Origin of the sequence: Nocardia sp. NPDC049526 (assembly GCF_044465765.1) — a bacterium.
GTDB lineage: Bacteria > Actinomycetota > Actinomycetes > Mycobacteriales > Mycobacteriaceae > Nocardia.
In genome coordinates this window covers 21450-39539 of record NZ_JBITMA010000016.1, presented here as the reverse complement: position 1 = coordinate 39539, position 18090 = coordinate 21450, and the positions used below count along the sequence as shown (strand labels likewise).

At 64.6% G+C, this 18090-nt stretch carries 16 protein-coding genes; 15 read left to right on the top strand and 1 reads right to left on the bottom strand.

Annotation, left to right across the window (positions count from 1 at the left end):
• Positions 1-23 precede the first annotated feature (23 nt).
• The 8 genes from ACIBW7_RS36065 (at position 24) to ACIBW7_RS36030 (ending at position 9567) form a co-directional block, all read left to right on the top strand.
• Positions 24-914, top strand: a complete 891-nt coding sequence (locus ACIBW7_RS36065; protein WP_397054365.1) for an SDR family NAD(P)-dependent oxidoreductase — start codon at positions 24-26, stop codon at positions 912-914.
• Positions 915-990: 76 nt separating this feature from the next.
• Entirely contained in the window at positions 991-2181 is a 1191-nt protein-coding gene (locus ACIBW7_RS36060; protein WP_397054363.1) for a cytochrome P450, read from the top strand.
• Entirely contained in the window at positions 2178-2369 is a 192-nt protein-coding gene (locus ACIBW7_RS36055) for a ferredoxin (RefSeq protein WP_397054361.1), read from the top strand. Before ACIBW7_RS36060 ends, ACIBW7_RS36055 begins: the two co-directional genes overlap by 4 nt.
• A gap of 186 nt (positions 2370-2555) precedes the next feature.
• On the top strand, positions 2556-3590 hold the full coding sequence (locus ACIBW7_RS36050; protein WP_397054359.1) for a hypothetical protein: 1035 nt from the start codon (positions 2556-2558) through the stop codon (positions 3588-3590).
• A gap of 375 nt (positions 3591-3965) precedes the next feature.
• The gene (locus tag ACIBW7_RS36045; protein WP_397054357.1) at positions 3966-4595 is read left to right on the top strand and encodes a TetR-like C-terminal domain-containing protein; all 630 of its coding nucleotides are present in this window, start codon (positions 3966-3968) and stop codon (positions 4593-4595) included.
• 400 nt (positions 4596-4995) lie between these two features.
• On the top strand, positions 4996-6351 hold the full coding sequence (locus tag ACIBW7_RS36040; protein ID WP_397054355.1) for a phenylacetate--CoA ligase family protein: 1356 nt from the start codon (positions 4996-4998) through the stop codon (positions 6349-6351).
• Positions 6348-7037 (top strand): hypothetical protein, encoded by a 690-nt coding sequence (locus ACIBW7_RS36035; RefSeq protein ID WP_397054353.1) that lies wholly within the window; start codon positions 6348-6350, stop codon positions 7035-7037. The genes ACIBW7_RS36040 and ACIBW7_RS36035 overlap by 4 nt, the downstream gene beginning before the upstream one ends.
• A gap of 76 nt (positions 7038-7113) precedes the next feature.
• On the top strand, positions 7114-9567 hold the full coding sequence (locus ACIBW7_RS36030; protein ID WP_397054351.1) for a GNAT family N-acetyltransferase: 2454 nt from the start codon (positions 7114-7116) through the stop codon (positions 9565-9567).
• Positions 9568-9594: 27 nt separating this feature from the next.
• Here the strand turns inward: ACIBW7_RS36030 and ACIBW7_RS36025 are convergent, their stop codons facing one another.
• Complete coding sequence (locus tag ACIBW7_RS36025; protein WP_397054349.1) at positions 9595-10221, bottom strand: TetR/AcrR family transcriptional regulator; 627 nt, start codon at positions 10219-10221, stop codon at positions 9595-9597.
• Positions 10222-10355: 134 nt separating this feature from the next.
• Between ACIBW7_RS36025 and ACIBW7_RS36020 the strand changes: the two genes are divergently transcribed.
• The 7 genes from ACIBW7_RS36020 to ACIBW7_RS35990 all read left to right on the top strand — a co-directional run bounded on the left by ACIBW7_RS36020 (position 10356) and on the right by ACIBW7_RS35990 (position 18071).
• A complete protein-coding gene (locus ACIBW7_RS36020; protein WP_397054347.1) occupies positions 10356-11744 on the top strand; it encodes an SRPBCC family protein in 1389 nt (462 codons plus the stop codon).
• Positions 11741-12754, top strand: a complete 1014-nt coding sequence (locus ACIBW7_RS36015; protein ID WP_397054345.1) for a thiamine pyrophosphate-dependent dehydrogenase E1 component subunit alpha — start codon at positions 11741-11743, stop codon at positions 12752-12754. Before ACIBW7_RS36020 ends, ACIBW7_RS36015 begins: the two co-directional genes overlap by 4 nt.
• Positions 12751-13734, top strand: a complete 984-nt coding sequence (locus ACIBW7_RS36010) for an alpha-ketoacid dehydrogenase subunit beta (protein ID WP_397054343.1) — start codon at positions 12751-12753, stop codon at positions 13732-13734. Before ACIBW7_RS36015 ends, ACIBW7_RS36010 begins: the two co-directional genes overlap by 4 nt.
• Positions 13734-13979 (top strand): biotin/lipoyl-containing protein, encoded by a 246-nt coding sequence (locus ACIBW7_RS36005; protein ID WP_397054341.1) that lies wholly within the window; start codon positions 13734-13736, stop codon positions 13977-13979. The genes ACIBW7_RS36010 and ACIBW7_RS36005 overlap by 1 nt, the downstream gene beginning before the upstream one ends.
• Complete coding sequence (locus ACIBW7_RS36000; RefSeq protein WP_397054339.1) at positions 13976-15694, top strand: FAD-binding protein; 1719 nt, start codon at positions 13976-13978, stop codon at positions 15692-15694. Before ACIBW7_RS36005 ends, ACIBW7_RS36000 begins: the two co-directional genes overlap by 4 nt.
• 801 nt (positions 15695-16495) lie before the next feature.
• On the top strand, positions 16496-17209 hold the full coding sequence (locus ACIBW7_RS35995; RefSeq protein WP_397054595.1) for an MlaE family ABC transporter permease: 714 nt from the start codon (positions 16496-16498) through the stop codon (positions 17207-17209).
• Between the two features lie 4 nt (positions 17210-17213).
• Complete coding sequence (locus ACIBW7_RS35990; RefSeq protein WP_397054337.1) at positions 17214-18071, top strand: ABC transporter permease; 858 nt, start codon at positions 17214-17216, stop codon at positions 18069-18071.
• The last annotated feature ends 19 nt before the right edge of the window (positions 18072-18090 follow it).

The following is an 18090-nucleotide window of genomic DNA, read 5'->3' as shown; positions in this document are numbered from 1 at the left end:
GCACCGATTCGAGGAGTTGTTCAATGCGCATGCAGGACAAAGTAGTAGCGATTACCGGATCGGGTTCCGGACTCGGCCGCGAGGGAGCCCTCCTGTTCGCGGCCGAGGGCGCGCGAGTGGTGGTCAGCGATGTGGTCCCGGGCCGTGCGAAGAAGGTTGCCGGTGAGATCGAGGCGCAGGGTGGCACCGCCACCGCGGTGGACGCCGATGTTCGCGTCGAGGCCGATATGAATCGGTTGGTGGAGGCCACGGTCTCGGCATACGGCCGGATCGATGTGATGTGGGCCAACGCGGGAATCCCGGAGCCCGGCTTCGGTATGCAACCGCTGGCGGAGTCGTCGTTGGAGGACTGGAACAACATCTTCGCGGTGAACAGCACGGGAATCTATCTGGCTTGGAAAGCCGCCGCCCAGTGGATGATCGCCGACAAGTCCGGCGGGGCCCTGCTGGCAACATCCTCGGCTGCCTCGTTCACGGCCTACCCCGGCTTTCCGATGTACACCGCTTCGAAGGCGGCGGTGAACGGTCTGGTGCGTGCGGCCGCGCTCGAATTCGGCAAGTTCGGGATCCGGGCCAATGCCCTGTGTCCGACGCACGGTATGTCGGTGAACTTCGCTCTTCCTTCGGAAGCCGAAGTGCTGGGCAAGTCCTACGAAGAAATGTCGCCGTGGAATCCCGACGAGCGAGCCATGCCCCTGCGCATGGAACGCCCACCGGTGCTGCGGGACAACGCCAACCTCGCGTTGTTCCTGGCCTCGGACGAGTCGGGCTACATGTCCGGCCAGACCATTGCCTCCGCTGACGGTGGACAGTTCGCGCGGACGTCCATCATCTTCCCGACCGACCTCGGCAAGAGTGCGGACATCACCTCGGGTTCCATTCCCGACGACTTGCGCGACCAGATCGACCGCTAGGTCCGGTCCACACCTGATCGTTGCGCCGGCGCCGACCGTGAAGTCGGCGGCGCCGGCCCTTGCCCATGGAGGGCCAATGCCACCTGCCAGCACCAGATTCGACCCTCGCGTGTCGGGGCTGTCCCAGCGTGTGAAAGATCTCGCCGAACCGCAACACGTCTACTTCGAGAAGGCTCGGGACGTCCGCGCCGAATACCTCGACGGCGCGCTGCACCTCTACCGCCACGAAGACATCCTCGCCGTCAACAAACACCAGGACATCCTCGGAAACGGTGGGCGCGGTGGAAGTTTCGGCCATGACGGACGCCTGATACCGCTGGAGATCGACGGGCCGGACCACAAGAAGTGGCGGCGCCTGCTCGACCCGCTCTTCGCCCCCAAACGCGCGCAGCACCTCGAAGACAGCATCCGCCGGTTGGCCGGCGAACTGATCGGCGAGGCTCAGAAGGCCGGTGGCGCCGAACTGTATCGCGACTTCTGTACTCCGTTGCCGTGCCAGACGTTTCTCGGTCTCGTCGGTGCCCCGCTCGCCGACCTCGACTTCTTTCTGGAGTTCAAAGAGGGAGTCATTCACCCCAAGGGGGAGACGACCGAGGAGATCGATGCGAACATGGCCGCGGCGGGAGGCAAGCTGCTCGAGTACTTCAACGGGTTCCTCGCCGAGAAGCGCCGCCGTATCGACAAGGACGACGATGTCATCGCCGAGTTGCTTCGTGCCGAGGTCGCCGGGGAGCCGCTCGCCGAGTTCGATCTGATCAACATCCTCTTCCTGCTCATGTTCGCCGGCCTGGATACAGTCACCGCGTCGCTGTCCTGTCTGATCACCTGGCTGGGCCGCCATCCCGAACAGCGGCAGGCATTGGTCGATTCCCCCGATCTGCTGATGCCTGCCATCGAGGAGCTGCTGCGATTCGAGTCGCCGGTCCCGTCCGGGATGCGGTACGCGCAGCGCGATATCGATCTCGGCGACGGTCTCGTCATTCCCGAGGGAGAGCAGATCAACGCGTTCTGGGCCGCGGCGAATGTGGATCCGACCTATCACGAGGATCCACTGCGCGTGGACTTCCACCGCGAGCGCACGGCGCATATGACGTTCGCCAGTGGCGTGCACCGCTGCCTCGGCTCGCATCTCGCCCGGCTCGAGTTGCGAATCGCTTTGCAAGAGTTGCTTGTTCGGACCCCGCAGTACGAGATCGACCTCGACGCCTTGGCCTACGACAACATCGCAGTCCGTGCCGTGACGAATCTTCCGGTGGTGCTGCGGTGAGACTTCGGCTCGACAGTGACCAGTGTGTCGGGCACGCGTTGTGCCACGCCGCCGATCCCGACCTGTTCCCCCTCGACGACGACGGCTATTCGAGTATCGGTTCGGTCGAGATCGCGGACTCCGATGCCGATCGGGCGGACCGGGGCGTCCGTGCTTGCCCGGAGCGGGCGATCCTGCGGGAGGAGTAAGGCCATCGCCGGCGTTGCGTTCCACCGCGCTCCGACTTACGGTAATGGTAGTTACCGAAAGTGCGGTCGGTGAACCTCGCCGGCGACTTCGTGGATTCATGACGGGACACCTCCGTGCCACCGAAGCCGCTTCCGTGTTCGGTGCGTCGGCGTCTGCGGTCGGCAATTCACAGAAGGACTGGTTTCATGACCTCTACCCTCGCAAACCTGTCACCGACAGGTTCGTTCAATCATGCGGCGATCAGCTCGGGTCGACGCTTCGAGCCGGCGGCTGTCCTCTCGCAGGACACCAGCGTCCACGGACTCGCACCCGAAGCTGGGTATATCTGGGGAACGGTGCGCGACGACGACGGTGGACTGCATTCGATCATGCGGCGCGTGCCCGCCGTTCGGGACAACAAGAAGGCGGGCGCCGATATTCGCTCCCTGGGCGGCAAACTGATCCTGCTCTCCAGCACCGGCGGCACCGAACAGATGCAGCTGCGTCGGGAGCCGCGCCACGCTCCCGAGAGCAACGAGCTGAGCCGGCGCGTTCTCGACACCGGCGCTGTCGAGTTCATGTCACTGGCAAACGATCACGGGCGGGCCGTGACCCTGGAACTGTCCGCACAGACGCTGCGTTATCAGGAGACCGATGTCATCGATGTGACCGGAACCCTGGCCGCCCCGCCGTTGCAGTGGTTCCTCCCGGGGCCGGATTCCTCGCTGCTGTACCTGACCCAGACGTGGTTGGTCGAGGGCGACCTAGCGGGCAAGCACGTGCGCGGATTCCTGTTCTGGGAGGAAGCGTGGATGCGTGACGGCGGCCGCCTGTACGTGGACAAGGATCCGCTGCACGATGCCGAGTACACGACCTGGTACTCGTGGGCCAACCACTTCGACGACGGGACCTCGGAGGTGGGGCACTTCCTGTTCGGCAACGGTGATTTCCACGTCGGAGTCATCGGTCACAGCGACGGCGCGGTCACGACAGCCCGCACCATGGACGCGGTGATCCGCCGCGATGCCGATGGTTACTGGCACGACGGCATCGACTACACGATCAACGGTGACCCGTGGGTGTGCGAACCGGATCCGAACGGCCGTATGGAAGGCCTCGGGCGGATTCCCAACCCGCAGCAGGAGGGCAGGATTCACCGGGTCTCGGACACCAGGGTTCCCGACGTCTGGATGGCGTGGGGCGAATCAGTGCCCGGGAACGGTGAACGCCGCCGCTGGTGATTCGTGATCGGCGAAAGTTCCTGCATGGCCGCTAGTTACCGGCCATGCAGGCTTTGCCGCTGACGTCGGCGGCATTACCCTCGGCCAATTTTCAGCGCAGGACGCGGAACACCTGACCACGATCTAAGGCAGTCCCAGTCTTGGCATCGATCGACTGTATTCCGGGTGCCAACGGCGCTCCGGTCGAACTCGCGGTCACTCATTTCGTGCCCGAGCACTACTCGTACCGGATCAGCTTGGGCCGCAACAGCTGAGGCGAGCAGGCCGTCACGACCGATCCGCACGCGCCCGGCCGACTCCGATCCGACCTGCCGAACGTGGCCGTTTGGCCGGACATTTTCGAGCTGCCGCGGCGAGATGACTTAGAGTCGACGGATGACGACTCGGACACCGGCTCGATCGTCGGATGCCGAACCTCGGCGCACCGGCCGTCCATCGGACGCCACGGTCGAGCAGAGGGTGTTACGAGAAGCCAGGGCCGAACTCATCTCCTCGGGTGTCGATGCCTTCAGTCTCACCGCCACTCTCCGTCGCGCGAAAGTCGGGAACAGCGGTTTCTACCGCCGCTGGTCGAGTGCGCAGGAGCTCATCGTCGATGCGCTGGCATCGATCGCGACTTGGCCGGAAGTTCCTGATCTCGGTGATCTCCGGCAGGAGCTGAGCATCCTGATCGAGGCATTCGACAGGCCGGCTGCATGGCCCGGGCTGCAGGTCTTGTTCACCTTCGCCGGTCAGGCCGCCCGGCATTCGGAGCTGTATGCCCACGTTCAGCGGACAGTGATCGTCCCCGGCAACGAACGTGTCGTCGCCGTGTTCGACCGTGCCTGCGCGCGAGGGGAATTCGCTGCGGATGCCGACCCGCGAGTGCTGGCGGCGGCATTTCTGGGCGCGTTGACGGTCGTCTTGCAGTGGTCGGGCGGTGCGTCCGGCGGCTTCGCTGTCGACCTCGCGGCAGTACTGGAGACCTTCCTCGCACTGTCTGGAGCGGCTCGGCCCGACAGGTAGGGACGGCCGGCCTACACGTCACTCCACTGTCACCCACCGTCGGCGCCGTTCTCGAGGTTGTTCGCCGCGACCCGGGCTCGCAGACCGTCGATGAGAAGGTCGATGCCGAAGTTGTCATAGTCGGCGCGGCGTAACGGCGGTCGGTGTGCAGCGTGCGCTGCACCAGCGACCCGGCGATTACGGGACGCTGCCGCAGCTGAGTGTCGAGATGGGAAGAGCACTCTTCGGGTGCTGCGCTCGCGGGTTCCGGAGGTTGTGCGAGGTCTGCGCCGAGAGGGGTGGTCGGCTACCGCCTATATAGGTAAATAGTTGTGCTGTTATGCTGTGCGTTGGGTCACGCTCCGGTCGGCGGTCGGGTAAGTGGACCGTTCGGACGATCGAGCGTGCGGAGGCCTTGGCGATGGAGGAGACATTGACTACCAGTGGGCTGAAAGACCCGCGCAGGACACTCGACGGTGATGTCCACGAGTTCCTGGAGCCCGATGTGGAAACGGCTTCCCGGGACGCCATCAGGGCGGCTCAGGAAGCCGCGGTGGTGGAACTGGTCCGGTTCGCGTGGGACAACTCGCCGCTGTATCGCGAACTCTGGAGTGCGGCCGGTGTGTCGCCGGACGATATCGAGACCCTGGAAGACTTCACGACGAAGATTCCGACCTTGACCAAGGCCGATATCCAGGCATTTCGAGCACGTACCGGCGACCCGTACGGCGGTCTGCTGTGCGTTGACCCGAAGGCGTTGACCTCGGTGACCACGACCTCGGGTACGACATCGGAGCCCGAACCTCTGCCGGAGGTCTGGACGGACGCACCGCCGTTGCCCGCCATCTCCGCCCGCGATCTCTACGTGCACGGCCTGCGGCCCGGTGACCGGGTGATCGTCCCGGTCGGGACGTTCCGCAATTACTGGGACGACTTCTATCTCGCGATGGGGCTCACCCCGGTGTTCGCGGATAGCTGGCTGGGACAGGGCGAGGCCTTGGTGCGGGCCATCCGCGAGCACAAGGTCGCGTACATGCAGGTGCACCTGCCGGCCATCATGGAGTTCGAGAAGCTCGAGGCGAAATACGATCTGCGCGAAGCGTTCGCGTCGGTGAAGTTCTTCGCCTTCGCGGGGCAGCCGATGGGAGCCGCGCTCAAGCGTAAGGTCACCGAGGACTGGGGCGTGAAGATCGTCACCTACACCAGCGCTGGTGACACCGGAACCGCCTGGGAGGGGCCAGAACTCGACGGCTTCACGCTGTGGGAGGACACCATGCTTCCCGAGGTGGTCGACACGGTGACCGACCGGCCCGTCGGCGATAGAGAGATCGGCGAGCTGATCGCGACCGATCTCGACAACCGCGTGGCGCCCTACATTCGGTTCCGCTCCGGCGACCTCGTGCGGATGACCCGTGAACCGTCGCCCAGCGGCCGGACGCATGCCCGGATGTGGTTCGCCGGTCGCCGCGGCGACGAGACGGTCGTGGGCGGTAAGGCGATCGTGGTGGGCGATGTGTGGCGGCTCGTGGAATCGCAGCCAGAACTGACCGACGGCATGTTCCAGATCATCCGGTCCAACGATCCGATGACCCGGTTGCGCCTGCGCGTCGGCTATGCGCCGGAGCGAACCGCGGACGTCGAGGAGCTCGAACAACGGCTTCTCGCAATCCTGGAGTCCGAGCTGCACGTCAGCGTCGATATCACCATGCTCACGGTGGAGGAGATCCTCCAGTACAGCTCGAGCGTGGCCAAGTTCCCGAGGACGGTCAAGGGATGACACGGAAGACAATGTTGGAAGCGGCTCGCAGGCTTCCTCGGTCCCCCATTTACGGCATCGGTGTCTGCCGCGCGGGGGAGGGATTCATCGACTACGAGATCGGCTGGGCAGATCTGGAACGCGATGTCGTGTGGGCGCACGAACAATTGGTCGCCGCGGGCATCAGCGCCGACGATCACGTACTGATCACCACGCCCAACCACGAGGGCCCGTGGCTGAGCCCGGTCATTCGAGCGCTGCGGCAGATCGGTGCGACTTACACTCCCGCCGAGACCTACAACTGGGATTCGGCGCGGTTCCTTTCGGTGCTGGCTCGCATGCCGATCACGGTGGCGATCGGCCTGTGCGCGGAAACTTTGGGTTCGGTGAAGGCGCAGAACCCGGATCTCGCGGCAGTGTTCGAGAAGGTGCGGGTGATCTGGGCCCGGCCCGACGCCCATGCCGAATTGGTTGCTGCGAACGTTGATTCGACCCTGATGGCCTTTCTGGGTCCGGCACTCGCGCTGGCTCGGCCCGACGCCCCGGAAGTGCTGCGAGTCGACGGCGCGGAATGGGATGTCCACGATAAGGACGGTCATCTGGTCGTCTCGGCCACCGCCGCCCGGACCGCGCGGATCGTCGATGTTCCGACGGGCCTGTCCGGACAGGTGAGGACGGCGGGCGACACCATCCTGGTGGAGTTCTGAGGGCGGCGCTCACCCCGTTGGTGGTGGTGGGTGAGCGCCCGAGTCGTGCGAGGTTCTCCGATCGAGAGGCGACGACGTGGCACACGATGCGGACAACGGGACACCGGGACTGCTCAGGGATGGACGTTCGGTGCTCGTGCGGCGCCTTGTCGCCTCCGATCTGGATCTCATCGTCGATTTCAGTCATCGACTGTCGCGCCGCACCGTCTCGATGCGCATGCTCGGGCCGGTCGTAACCCTGGATCGCGCAGGTCTGGCGCGATTCATGGACCTCGACGCCCGAGATCAGGTGGCGCTTGTGGCGATTTACGAAAATCGAGCGGTCGGTGTCGGCGACTTCGCTCGAATCGCCGGCAGGGACGACCGTGCCGAGGTGACCTTCACGATCGCAGACGAGTTCCAGTCCAACGGACTGGGCGGATTGCTGCTCGAACACATCGCCGCTGCCGCTCGCGACAGCGGGATCACGGTGCTCGAAGCCGATATTCTCGCCGAGAACATCGCCATGATCCGTACGCTCGAGAGTTCTGGTTATCTCGTCGAATTCGGGCCGCCTGGCTCGGTGATACACGCCGACATCGCCATTCACCCCAGGGCGCAGGTGGTCGCCGGCTCGGACCGCCGGGAGCATCTGTCGACTCGCTCGTCGATGCAGCGGATCTTCGATTCTCGCACCGTTGCCGTGGTCGGGGCGGGCCGCGGTACGGACAACTTGGGGCGCGGCGTGGTGAAAAACCTGGTGACGCATGGGTTTCCGGGGCGCGTCTATGCGGTCAACCCGAACACCCCTGCCGTGATGGGGCTGCCCACCCATCCCACCGTCAGGTCGATCGGCGAACCGATCGACCTCGTCGTGATCGCGGTCGCCGCCGACCTTGTCCCTGAGATCATGCGCGACTGCGCTGCCGCCGCGGTGGCCGCGGTGATCGTGGTGTCCGTCGGATTCGGTGAGCTGGGCGAGGCCGGCCGCGCCGCAGAACGGGACATGGTGCGATACGCACGTGCCCGGGGGATGCGCGTGATCGGGCCCGCGAGCATGGGGATTCTCGCGCAGCAGGGTTCGCGGCGCTTGGCCGCGACGTTTTCCGTGTCGCTGCCACCGCCGGGAGTCGTGGCTGTGGCAAGCCAGTCGGGCACCCTCGGCCTCGCGGTTCTGGAGCACGCCTGCAGGATCGGTCTCGGATTCTCGAGCTTCGCGTCGCTGGGGCGCTCTGTGGACGTCTCACCCAACGACCTGTTGCAGTGGTGGGAAGAGGACACGGCCACTGCGGTGATCCTGCTGGATCTCGAAAGATTCGGCAACGCAAGGAAGTTCGCGCGCCTCGCGCGCAGGGTCAGCGCACGAAAGCCCATTGTGACCGTAACCAGTGCTGTGCAGCCGTCGTTGGGTGGGTCCGTCGACCTGTGCACCATCGACCGCGGTGCGGTGACGGATACGCTGTTCTCCCAGACCGGGATTGTCGCGACCCGCACACTTGCCGAGATGTTCGACGTTGCAAGGCTTTTCGCGCATCAGCCGGTGCCGCGGGGAGAGCGCGTCGGAATTGTCACCAATGCCAGCCAGCCGGGTGTGCTGACGGCAGCTGCCAGCCGCGCCGCCGGCCTGCGATTGGCCGTCGTGAGCGAGGCGACGCTGGCGACACTGCGCGAGCTGGTGCCGAGCAGCGAACCGGACAATCCCTTCGACCTGTCTCCCCGAGCGGATGCCGATCGGTACGAGGCGGCGGTGCGGGCGCTTCTGGAAGACGACGGAGTCGATTCCGTAATCGCGCTCTTCACCCCACCGCTGGCGCAGAACCCGGACACTATTGCTACGGCATTGGTGCGCGCTGGTTCGGTCGCGCCCTACAAAACTCTTGTCGCCAGCTTCGATGGGGTGGAAGGGGTTTTGTCGGCACCAGAGGTGAGCGGACGGTCGGTACCCAGCTACACCTTCCCCGAGACTGCCGCGAGCGCCCTCGGGCGGGCGACCGCCTATGGGGTCTGGCGGCGCCAGCCCGCCGGTGTGCAGCGGCAGCCGAAGGGTATCGATGTGCACCGGGTACGTGCCGTCGTGGATCGAGCCGGGGTCGGTGTGGCCGCCGAGGCCGACGCCGCCGAACTTTTGGATGCCGTAGGCCTGGCGGTGCAGCCGAACCACGAGGTCACGGGACCGGAAGTCACCATCTCGATCGTCACCGACTCGACCTTCGGCCCGCTGGTCGCTTTCGGAGTGCTCGGTGAGCCGATCAGCCTGTTCGGAGACATCGCATTCCACATCACGCCGGTCAGTGATCTCGATGCCGCGCGGATGGTGCGTTCGGTGCGCGCCTTCCCGCTGCTCGAGGCGTTCGACGTGGACGGTTTGGTCGATGCGATTCTGCGCGCGGCATGGATGATCGAGGAATTGCCGGAGCTGACCGAATTGCGCCTGTCACCGGTGACGGCCGGCGCCGTGGGGCAGGGGGTGGTGGTGCGCGAGGCGCACGTCGTGTTCTCCGTGGCGGCGGAGGATCGCCGCCATCGGGAACCCAGAATTCAGTCGCCGTGAGGGGCTGGGGCGATTTTCTCCCCAGCCTCAGTCGGTGGGATGCGAAATGCCGTGCAGCACATAGTACGTCAGCTCAGTGATCGCGTCCGCGCGCGCGGGGGCGGAGCCGCCGACGAACAGCAGGTCCGCGTGAATCACCGCGGACAGCACCATGCCGAATGTGAGGCGCACCGTCATCATCGGGTCGCGGGTGGGCAGGCCGTGCTCCGCGACGCCGTCGCGGACAGTTCGTTCCAGGCGAGTGAAAAGCGACTCGATCCGCTCAGCAGCGGCCGGATGGTGTGTTCGCGCCGCGAGCAGCGCCGTGACGAGTTGGCGGTTGTCGTCGAAGAACTCGTACAGCAGCGTCACGTAATCGCGGGCCAATTCTTCGACCGATTCGCCGCTGAGGCCGTGATTGGACCAGTGCCACGTCCACCGGTCGACGAACTTCTCGAACGGATCCAATACGGCGAAGTCGAAAAGGCCCGCCTTGTTGCCGAAATGGCGAAATAGCAGCACCTCGGTGACGTCGGCCCGCCGCGCTATCTCCTTGGTCGACGCGCCGGCATAGCCCTGCTCCGCGAACACCTCGCGTGCGGAATCGAGCAACCGGGCGCGGATTTCGTCGCCGGTCCGACGGCCACGCTTGGTGCGACCGGCGCCGGTAGTCATATGCCGCCTACCGCCACTTCGCCCCGCCTTCCCGGTCGGAGGATCTTCATTCAGCCGTTGACAGACCTTACCGGAGATCTATATACAGTAATCACTATCTAATGAAGTGGCCTAGAACACATAGGAGGCTGATAGTGACTGATCTGACAGAGCTGCCCGCGCAGCCCGACACCTCCGATCGAGCCCGGACTTTCGACGAGCGTGTGCGCGACGACTTCGTGCCGAAAGCCCCGTACTACGCACCGGAATTCGTCCAACTGGAAAAACAGAGACTGTGGCCGGAGGTTTGGCAGGTCGCATGCCGACTGGAGGAGATTCCGCACCCCGGCGATTTCGTCACCTACGACATCGCGGACGAGTCGATCATCGTCAGCAGGGTCAGCGAAACCGACCTCGCGGCGTACTACAACGTGTGCCAGCACCGCGGACGCCGACTCACCGAAGGGTGTGGCAACGCCAAGAACTTCTACTGCCGGTACCACGGGTGGCGGTGGGATCTCGATGGCAATCCCAAGGAAGTCGTCGACCGGGACGACTACAACGGGGTCCTGCAGGATCCGGAGATCCGGCTGAAGTCCGTCGCAGTCGACACCTGGGGCGGGTTCGTATTCGTCTGCATGGCAGCTGATCCCGAGCCGCTGCGCGACTATCTGGCACCTGTGCCCGAGATCTTCGACGGCTACGAGTTCGAGAAGATGCGGTACCGCTGGTACAAGTCCGTGATTCTGCCCTGCAATTGGAAGGTTGCCCTGGAGGCGTTCAACGAGGGCTACCACGTCCAGGCGACACATCCTCAGATACTGCGGTTCTCCGACGACTGGACGGTGAGCGAGGCTTTCGGAAAGCACTCGATGTTCACCTATCCACCGGACAATCGGCCGTTGGGCTTCCCGTCCAAGCGGTTGGGCGGTGAAGTGCCCAAGGACCTCCGGCACGGACTGTTCGGCTTCCTGGAGATGATGGAGAAGGACCTGCGCGCCATCTACAGCGCGCGGGACTTCGAAGCGGCCAAACGCCTGCTGACGGAGGTGCCCGAGGACGAAGAGCCCACCACTGTCCTGATGAAACTGATGATGTTTCAGCGCGAAGCCGCCGTCGGCGACGGTGCGGGCTGGCCGGACGGTCTGAGCTTCGAGAACATCGTGCGGGCGGGAGTCGACTGGCACATGTTCCCGAACTTGATCGTGCTGCCCTACATGGACGCCGCGCTCTGGTACCGTGCCCGCCCCAACGGTGACGATCCTGATTCCTGCATCTTCGACGTGTGGTCACTGGGGCGCTATCCCGAGGGGCAGGAGCCGCCGCTGGAACGCCAGTTCTTCACCGACTGGCGAGACCACGACGACTGGGGCGGAATCCTTCCCCAGGATTTCCAGAACCTGCATCAGGTACAGCAGGGCATGAAGTCCCGGGGCTTTGCCGGTTCGCGCACGAATCCGATTCAGGAGAAGCCCATTTCGAACTTCCACCGCAACTTGCACCGCTATCTCGGCACGGATACCACCGGAGACGACATTCGATGACGACACCAGCCCCAACCACGCAGACCGCGGTGTCCGCCGCGATATCTTCCGAACTCCTGGTCGAGATCTACCGAATCGCCGAGCGCATCCACCACACCGACGAACGCATCCGTTCACTGCTCATGTCTGGTGAGATCGCCCTGTCCTACTACTCCCCGCGCGGCCAGGAGATCGTCGCCGCTGCGACCGCAGTGTCGCTGCGCCCGACGGATTACGTCGTCACGACCTATCGCGGCCTGCACGATCAGATCGCCAAGGGCGTACCGCTGCGATTGTTGCTGGCGGAGTACTTCGGCAAGGTGACGGGATCGTGCAAGGGCAAAGGCGGCCCCATGCACGTCACGCATCCCGAGTCCGGGGTCATGTTGACCACCGGTGTCGTCGGCAGCGGCCTTCCCATCGCGAACGGCCTGGCCCTGGCCGCGCAACTGCGCGGCGAAGATCGCGCGGTTGTGGCGAATTTCGGCGACGGGGCCAGCAATATCGGCGCATTCCACGAGGCGTTGAACCTGGCCTCGGTGTGGAAGCTGCCGGTGGTGTTCCTGTGCCAGAACAACGGTTACGCCGAGCACACCACCTACGCCAACGGCACCAGTTGCGCGAATGTCGCGGATCGAGCGGCCGGCTACGGCATGCCCGGGGTGACGGTGAACGGCGATGACCCCGCCGAAATGTTCACCGCGGCAACGCGTGCCGTGACAGCCGCGCGAGCCGGCGAAGGCCCGACCCTGCTCGAGGCGAAGACCTTCCGCTTCATGGGTCACTTCTTCGGCGATGACAGCAGCTATATCGATGAGGAGATCTACGCGCGGCGTCTGGCCGCGGATCCGGTTCCGGGTCTGCGTGCCCGGTTGATCGATTCCGGTGCCGCCGACGAGGCGCGGCTCGCCGCGATCGATGCGGACGCGCGGCGCGAGGTCGAGGACGCGATCGAATTCGCCAGGGCCGGTGATTATCCCGATGTGGATGAGCTCGGCCGCGATGTGTATGCCCAGGAGGTCACGGTATGAGCGCGGGAACCATCACCTTCGCGCAGGCGTCCAATATGGCGATGGATGAGGCCCTCGCCACCGACGAATCGGTATTCCTGCTGGGCGAGGACATCGCCGACCGCGAGGGGGGCGGTGTGGCGAAGGTGACCGCAGGGCTGTCGACAAAGCATGGGGCACACCGGGTTCGCAGTACGCCCATCAGTGAACAGGCGATCGCCGGTGCGGCGGTCGGCGCGGCGCTGGCGGGTATGCGCCCGGTTGCGGAGATCATGCTGGCGAATTTCCTGGCGGTCGCGATGGACCAGATCGTCAACCACGCCGCCAAGATTCGCTTCATGTCGGGCGGGCAGACAGGTGTGCCGTTGACGATCCGCACCATGAGCGGCGCCGGAATGGGTTCGGGCGGACAGCATTCCGATATGCCCGAGGCATGGCTGGCGCACGTTCCCGGCCTCAAGGTCGTCACCGGGTCGACCCCGGCCGAGGTCAAGGGTCTGCTGCTGTCGTGCATCTTCGACGACGACCCGTGCATCTTCCTGGAGACGATGCCGACCTATTGGGACAAGGGTCCCGCGCCCGAGCCCGGCCTGCGAATTCCGCTGGGAAAGGCCAACATCGCGCGTCCGGGCAACGACGTCACCGTCATCAGCTACGGCAGGCCGGTGGCCCAGGTACTCGCGCTCGCGGAACGCCTGGCCGGCGAAGGCATTGGTGTCGAGGTCATCGATCTACGGACGATTTCCCCCCTGGACAAGGACACTGTGCTCGCGTCGGTGGGGCGGACCGGGCGCGCGGTCGTGGTGCACGAGGCGGTGACGCGCTTCGGGGTGGGCGCCGAGATCTCGGCGATGATCGCGGAGGAACTGCGCGGTGACACGCGCACACCGGTGGTCCGGGTGGGATCCCGAAACTGCCCGGTGCCTTTCGCTCGGGTGCTGGAACAGGAATTCATGTACAGCGACGCCCGCATCGAAGCGGCGATCCGCGAGGTGATGTGATGCCGCTCGTTCACAAGATCAAGATTCCGAAACTCGGTATGGCCGTGGACGAAGCGACCCTGTCGGCGTGGCTGGTCTCCGACGGCGACCGGGTCGAGGCCGGTTCGCCGATCTATATCGCGGCCACCGACAAGGTGGAGCAGGAGATCGAATCGCCCGTCTCGGGAAAGATCAGGCTGATCGGCGTGGTCGAGCAGACGTATCCGGTGGGCACCCTGGTCGCCGAGATCGTAGGCGAGTCATGACCGCCGAATGGGACGCCGTCACCGATTGCCTGATGGTCGGCAGTGGCGGGGGCGCGCTGTGCGGCGCTCTCGCCGCCGCCGCGGCCGGCCGGCAGGTCCTTGTCATCGAGAAGACCGATGTGGTCGGGGGATCCACCGCGATGTCCGGGGGAGTGCTGTGGTTGCCGGACAACCCGGTCTCGGCCCGCGCCGGCGTCGAGGACAGCAGGTCGGACGCGCTGCGATACTTCGATGCGGTTGTCGGCCGGGACACCCCCTCGGCCTCGCCCGAGCGGGTGACGGCATTTCTCGACGCCATCGGGCCGATGGTGGAATTCCTTGAGCAGCAAGGCATTCCGTTTCGGCACTGCGAAGGCTATTCCGACTACTACGACGAACGGCCGGGCGGCAAGGCGCGCGGGCGATCGCTGGAAACCGAACTGTTCGATACGAAACAACTGGGCCCGTGGCAGAAGCGTTTCCGGATCAGCGAGACCCTGCCCGCGATTCCGATATATACGGCCGAGGTGGCCGCGATGACACGCGGCGTGCGGACGTGGCGATCGGCTCTGACGATAGGCAAGGTCGGGGCGCGGCTCGTCGCGGCGGCCTTGCGCCGCCGATCGGTCCGCGGGTCCGGCGCGGCGTTGCAGGGCTGGATGTTGCTCGCGGCGGCTCGTGCCGACGTTCCGATCTGGACTTCGACCCGAGTCACCGAACTGATCGAGGAGAACGGCGTCGTCGTCGGCGTGTGCGCCGTCCGCGACGGCCGCACGATCCGGATCCAGGCGCGCGACGGTGTGCTGATCAATTCCGGTGGGTTCTCGCACAACGCGGAGATGCGTGAGAAGTACGGCCGCAGCCCCACCTCGACCGGGTGGACGGTCGCCAATCCGGGCGACACCGGAGAAATGCTGCAGGCGGCGATGGATCTCGGCGCGGCGACCGACCTGATGGAAGAGGCGTGGTGGATTCCCTCCTCGGTCCAGCCCGACCAGTCGCCGCTGTACGCGGTTTTCGAGCGGTCCAAGCCACACGCGATCATGGTCGACGGCACGGGCGAGCGGTACGTCAACGAGGCCGCCTCTTACATGGAGGTCGGTCAGGCGATGTATGAGCGCAACGCTGTCGCACCGGCGATACCGAGCTGGTGGATCATGGACAGCCGCAACCGGCGTCGCTACATGTGGGGCATGGCGCCGGGCGGATGGACGCCGCGGCAATGGATTTCGAGCGGTTACATGATCAAGGCGGGTTCGATCGCCGAACTGGCCGACCGGTGTGGCATCGAGGAGGCCGCGCTGGAGAAGACTCTCGAGCGGTACAACACCGCCGCTGTGCACGGTAAGGATCCCGACTTCGCCAAGGGAGAACGCGCCTACGATCGGTACTACGGCGATCCGCGGGTGCGGCCGAATCCCTGTGTCGCGCCGGTGGACCGGCCGCCGTACTATGCCGTGGCGCTGTATCCGGGCGACGTGGGCACCTGCGGCGGACTGGTCACCGACGCGGACGCGCGAGTCCTGCGCGCCGACGGCACGGTGATCGACGGTCTCTACGCCACCGGCAATTGCACGGCCTCGGTCATGGGCCGGACCTATCCCGGCGCGGGTGCCAGCATCGGAGCGTCATTCGTCTTCGGTTGGCGGGCAGCCCAACACATGATTCGCGCCGGTGTGGCTCCGGCCGTAGGCAAGCAGGACAGGGGACCGGCGCACACTTCGGGCGCCGAGTAGTTACAGTCTCGGCCTTGGAGGAGGGTCCGCGATATGCGGGCCCTCCTTTGCGTCGGAGCGGGCTCGTCCGAACAACCGGCCGCATTCGGATCGGTTCCATGCGGGGTCCGCATGTGGGCGCCTCATGGAGTCGGTGGAAGTTGGCCTCGCAGAAGCAGATACGCGAGGACGGTGACGAATTGTTCGATGGGGCTGACCAAATCGAATGTCATATGCTCTCCCAGCTGTCATCGCTACGTGAAAATCCTTGCAAGAGAAACGCTTCCGGCTCGAAAATGCAGTCTCCCGATCGGCAGAATCCTGACGCTGTGCGGAACCACGTCCGGGTGTTCGGTCACGCCGCATCCGGCCGCAGCGAGAATACCTAAAATCGAGCTGAATCCGACTGATCATATATCTATAAGTTTCGTTCGCCTGGAGGTGGGGGTGCCGTCGGCTTGGGTAGCGATGGATGTGCTGGAACCGCGCAAAGGTGGACGGTGGTTCAGATGAATGGTCCAGACTCTGACCGACGAGTTCTAGGGAGCGCGAAGTTAAACCGAGAAACTATCCTAAATATTCTGTGGGACAGCCTCTTCGGTGAGATGCGCTCCGAGCCTGGCGTGATCCGGTCGATCGGGCCTCGGCTCGACTGCTGGTCGAGTGACCGAATGCTGTTGAGTAGCATGGCTATTGCAATCAGTTAAATAATCTGCCAAGATGAACGCCGATTGTGTGACAGAGCGCACATTTGAGTAACAAGGAGGGAAAGTGCGGCTTCCGCTCGATACCCCTGTGCGTGCCGTCGGAGACTTTTTCCACATGTGCGCGACGACCGCGCGTTTTGCCGTACGCCGGCCGTTTCAGTGGGCCGAGTTCTTCGAGCAGGGCTGGTTCTTGGTCCGTGTCGCGCTGTTGCCGACCTTGCTTGTCGCGCTGCCCTTTACGGTTCTGGTGATCTTCACGTTGAACATCCTGCTGGTCGAATTCGGCGCGCAGGATTTGTCGGGCGCGGGCGCCGGGCTGGGAGTGGTGACACAGGTCGGTCCACTCGTGACGGTGCTCATCGTCGCCGGTGCCGGCGCTACCGCGATTTGCGCAGATCTCGGCTCGCGAACCATCCGGGAGGAAATCGACGCGATCCGGGTGCTCGGAATCGATCCGATCCAGCGGTTGGTTGTGCCCCGTGTCTACGCCTCGACGCTGGTAGCGGTGCTGTTGAACGCATTGGTCGTGACAGTCGGACTCGTCGGTGGCTTCCTGTTTTCGGTTTTCGTTCAGAGCGTGACGCCCGGGTCCTACGTGGCCAGTCTCACCTTCGTCACCGGTGTTCCCGAGGTCGTCATCTCCGAGATCAAGGCGGGGCTGTTCGGACTGGTGGCCTCACTGGTGGCCTGCTACATGGGATTACATGTGAAGGGTGGTCCGAAGGGGGTGGGCGATGCGGTCAACGAAACCGTCGTCTACGCGTTCATGGCCCTGTTCGCGGTGAACGTCGTCGTCACCGCCATCGGCGTGAAAGCGACGGTGCGATAGCGCCATGTCGAATCTTGCCGTCGTACGCAGTCGGTATCCGAAACATTTTCGTCGATTGTCCGGTCTCGGACGCAGTGTTCGTCTCGTCGGCGAACACGGCGTCTTCTACTTCCGCGCTTTCCGTGAGATGGGGCATGCTTTATCCGCCTATCGCAAGGAGACATTGCGCATCGTCGCCGAAATGGGTATGGGCACAGGTGCGTTGGCGATCATCGGCGGCACGGTGGTGATCGTGTCCTTCATGACGCTCTCGGCCGGCGCGCTCCTGGCCATCCAGGGCTTCGCGTCCCTCAGCAATATCGGTGTCGAAGCGTTGACCGGATTCTTCGCGGCGTTCATCAACGTGCGGATCGCCGCACCGGTCACCTCCGGAATCGCGTTGGCGGCCACCATCGGTGCGGGCGCGACCGCCCGCATCGGAGCGATGCGCATCAACGAGGAGATCGACGCGATGGAGGTCATGGCGATCCGATCCATCGCCTACGTCGTGTCCACCCGAGTCATCGGCGGCCTGATCGTGATCATCCCGGTCTACTCGATGGCGGTGCTGATGTCGTTTCTCTCCGCGCAGCTGTACACGACCTATATCGCCGGCCAGTCGGCCGGCGTCTACAACCACTACTTCTATACGTTCCTGCGACCGGCCGATCTGATGTTCTCGTTTCTGCAGGCGATCGTGATGTCGATATCCGTCATGCTGATCCACTGCTTCTACGGCTATCACGCTTCGGGCGGTCCATCGGGAGTCGGATTCGCGGTCGGCCGTGCTGTACGAGCCTCGCTGATCGCCGTGGTGTCGGTAACTCTGCTCGTGTCACTGGCTGTCTACGGAACGTCCGGAAACTTCGACTTGGCGGGATGAGGACGATTTCTGTGGGATT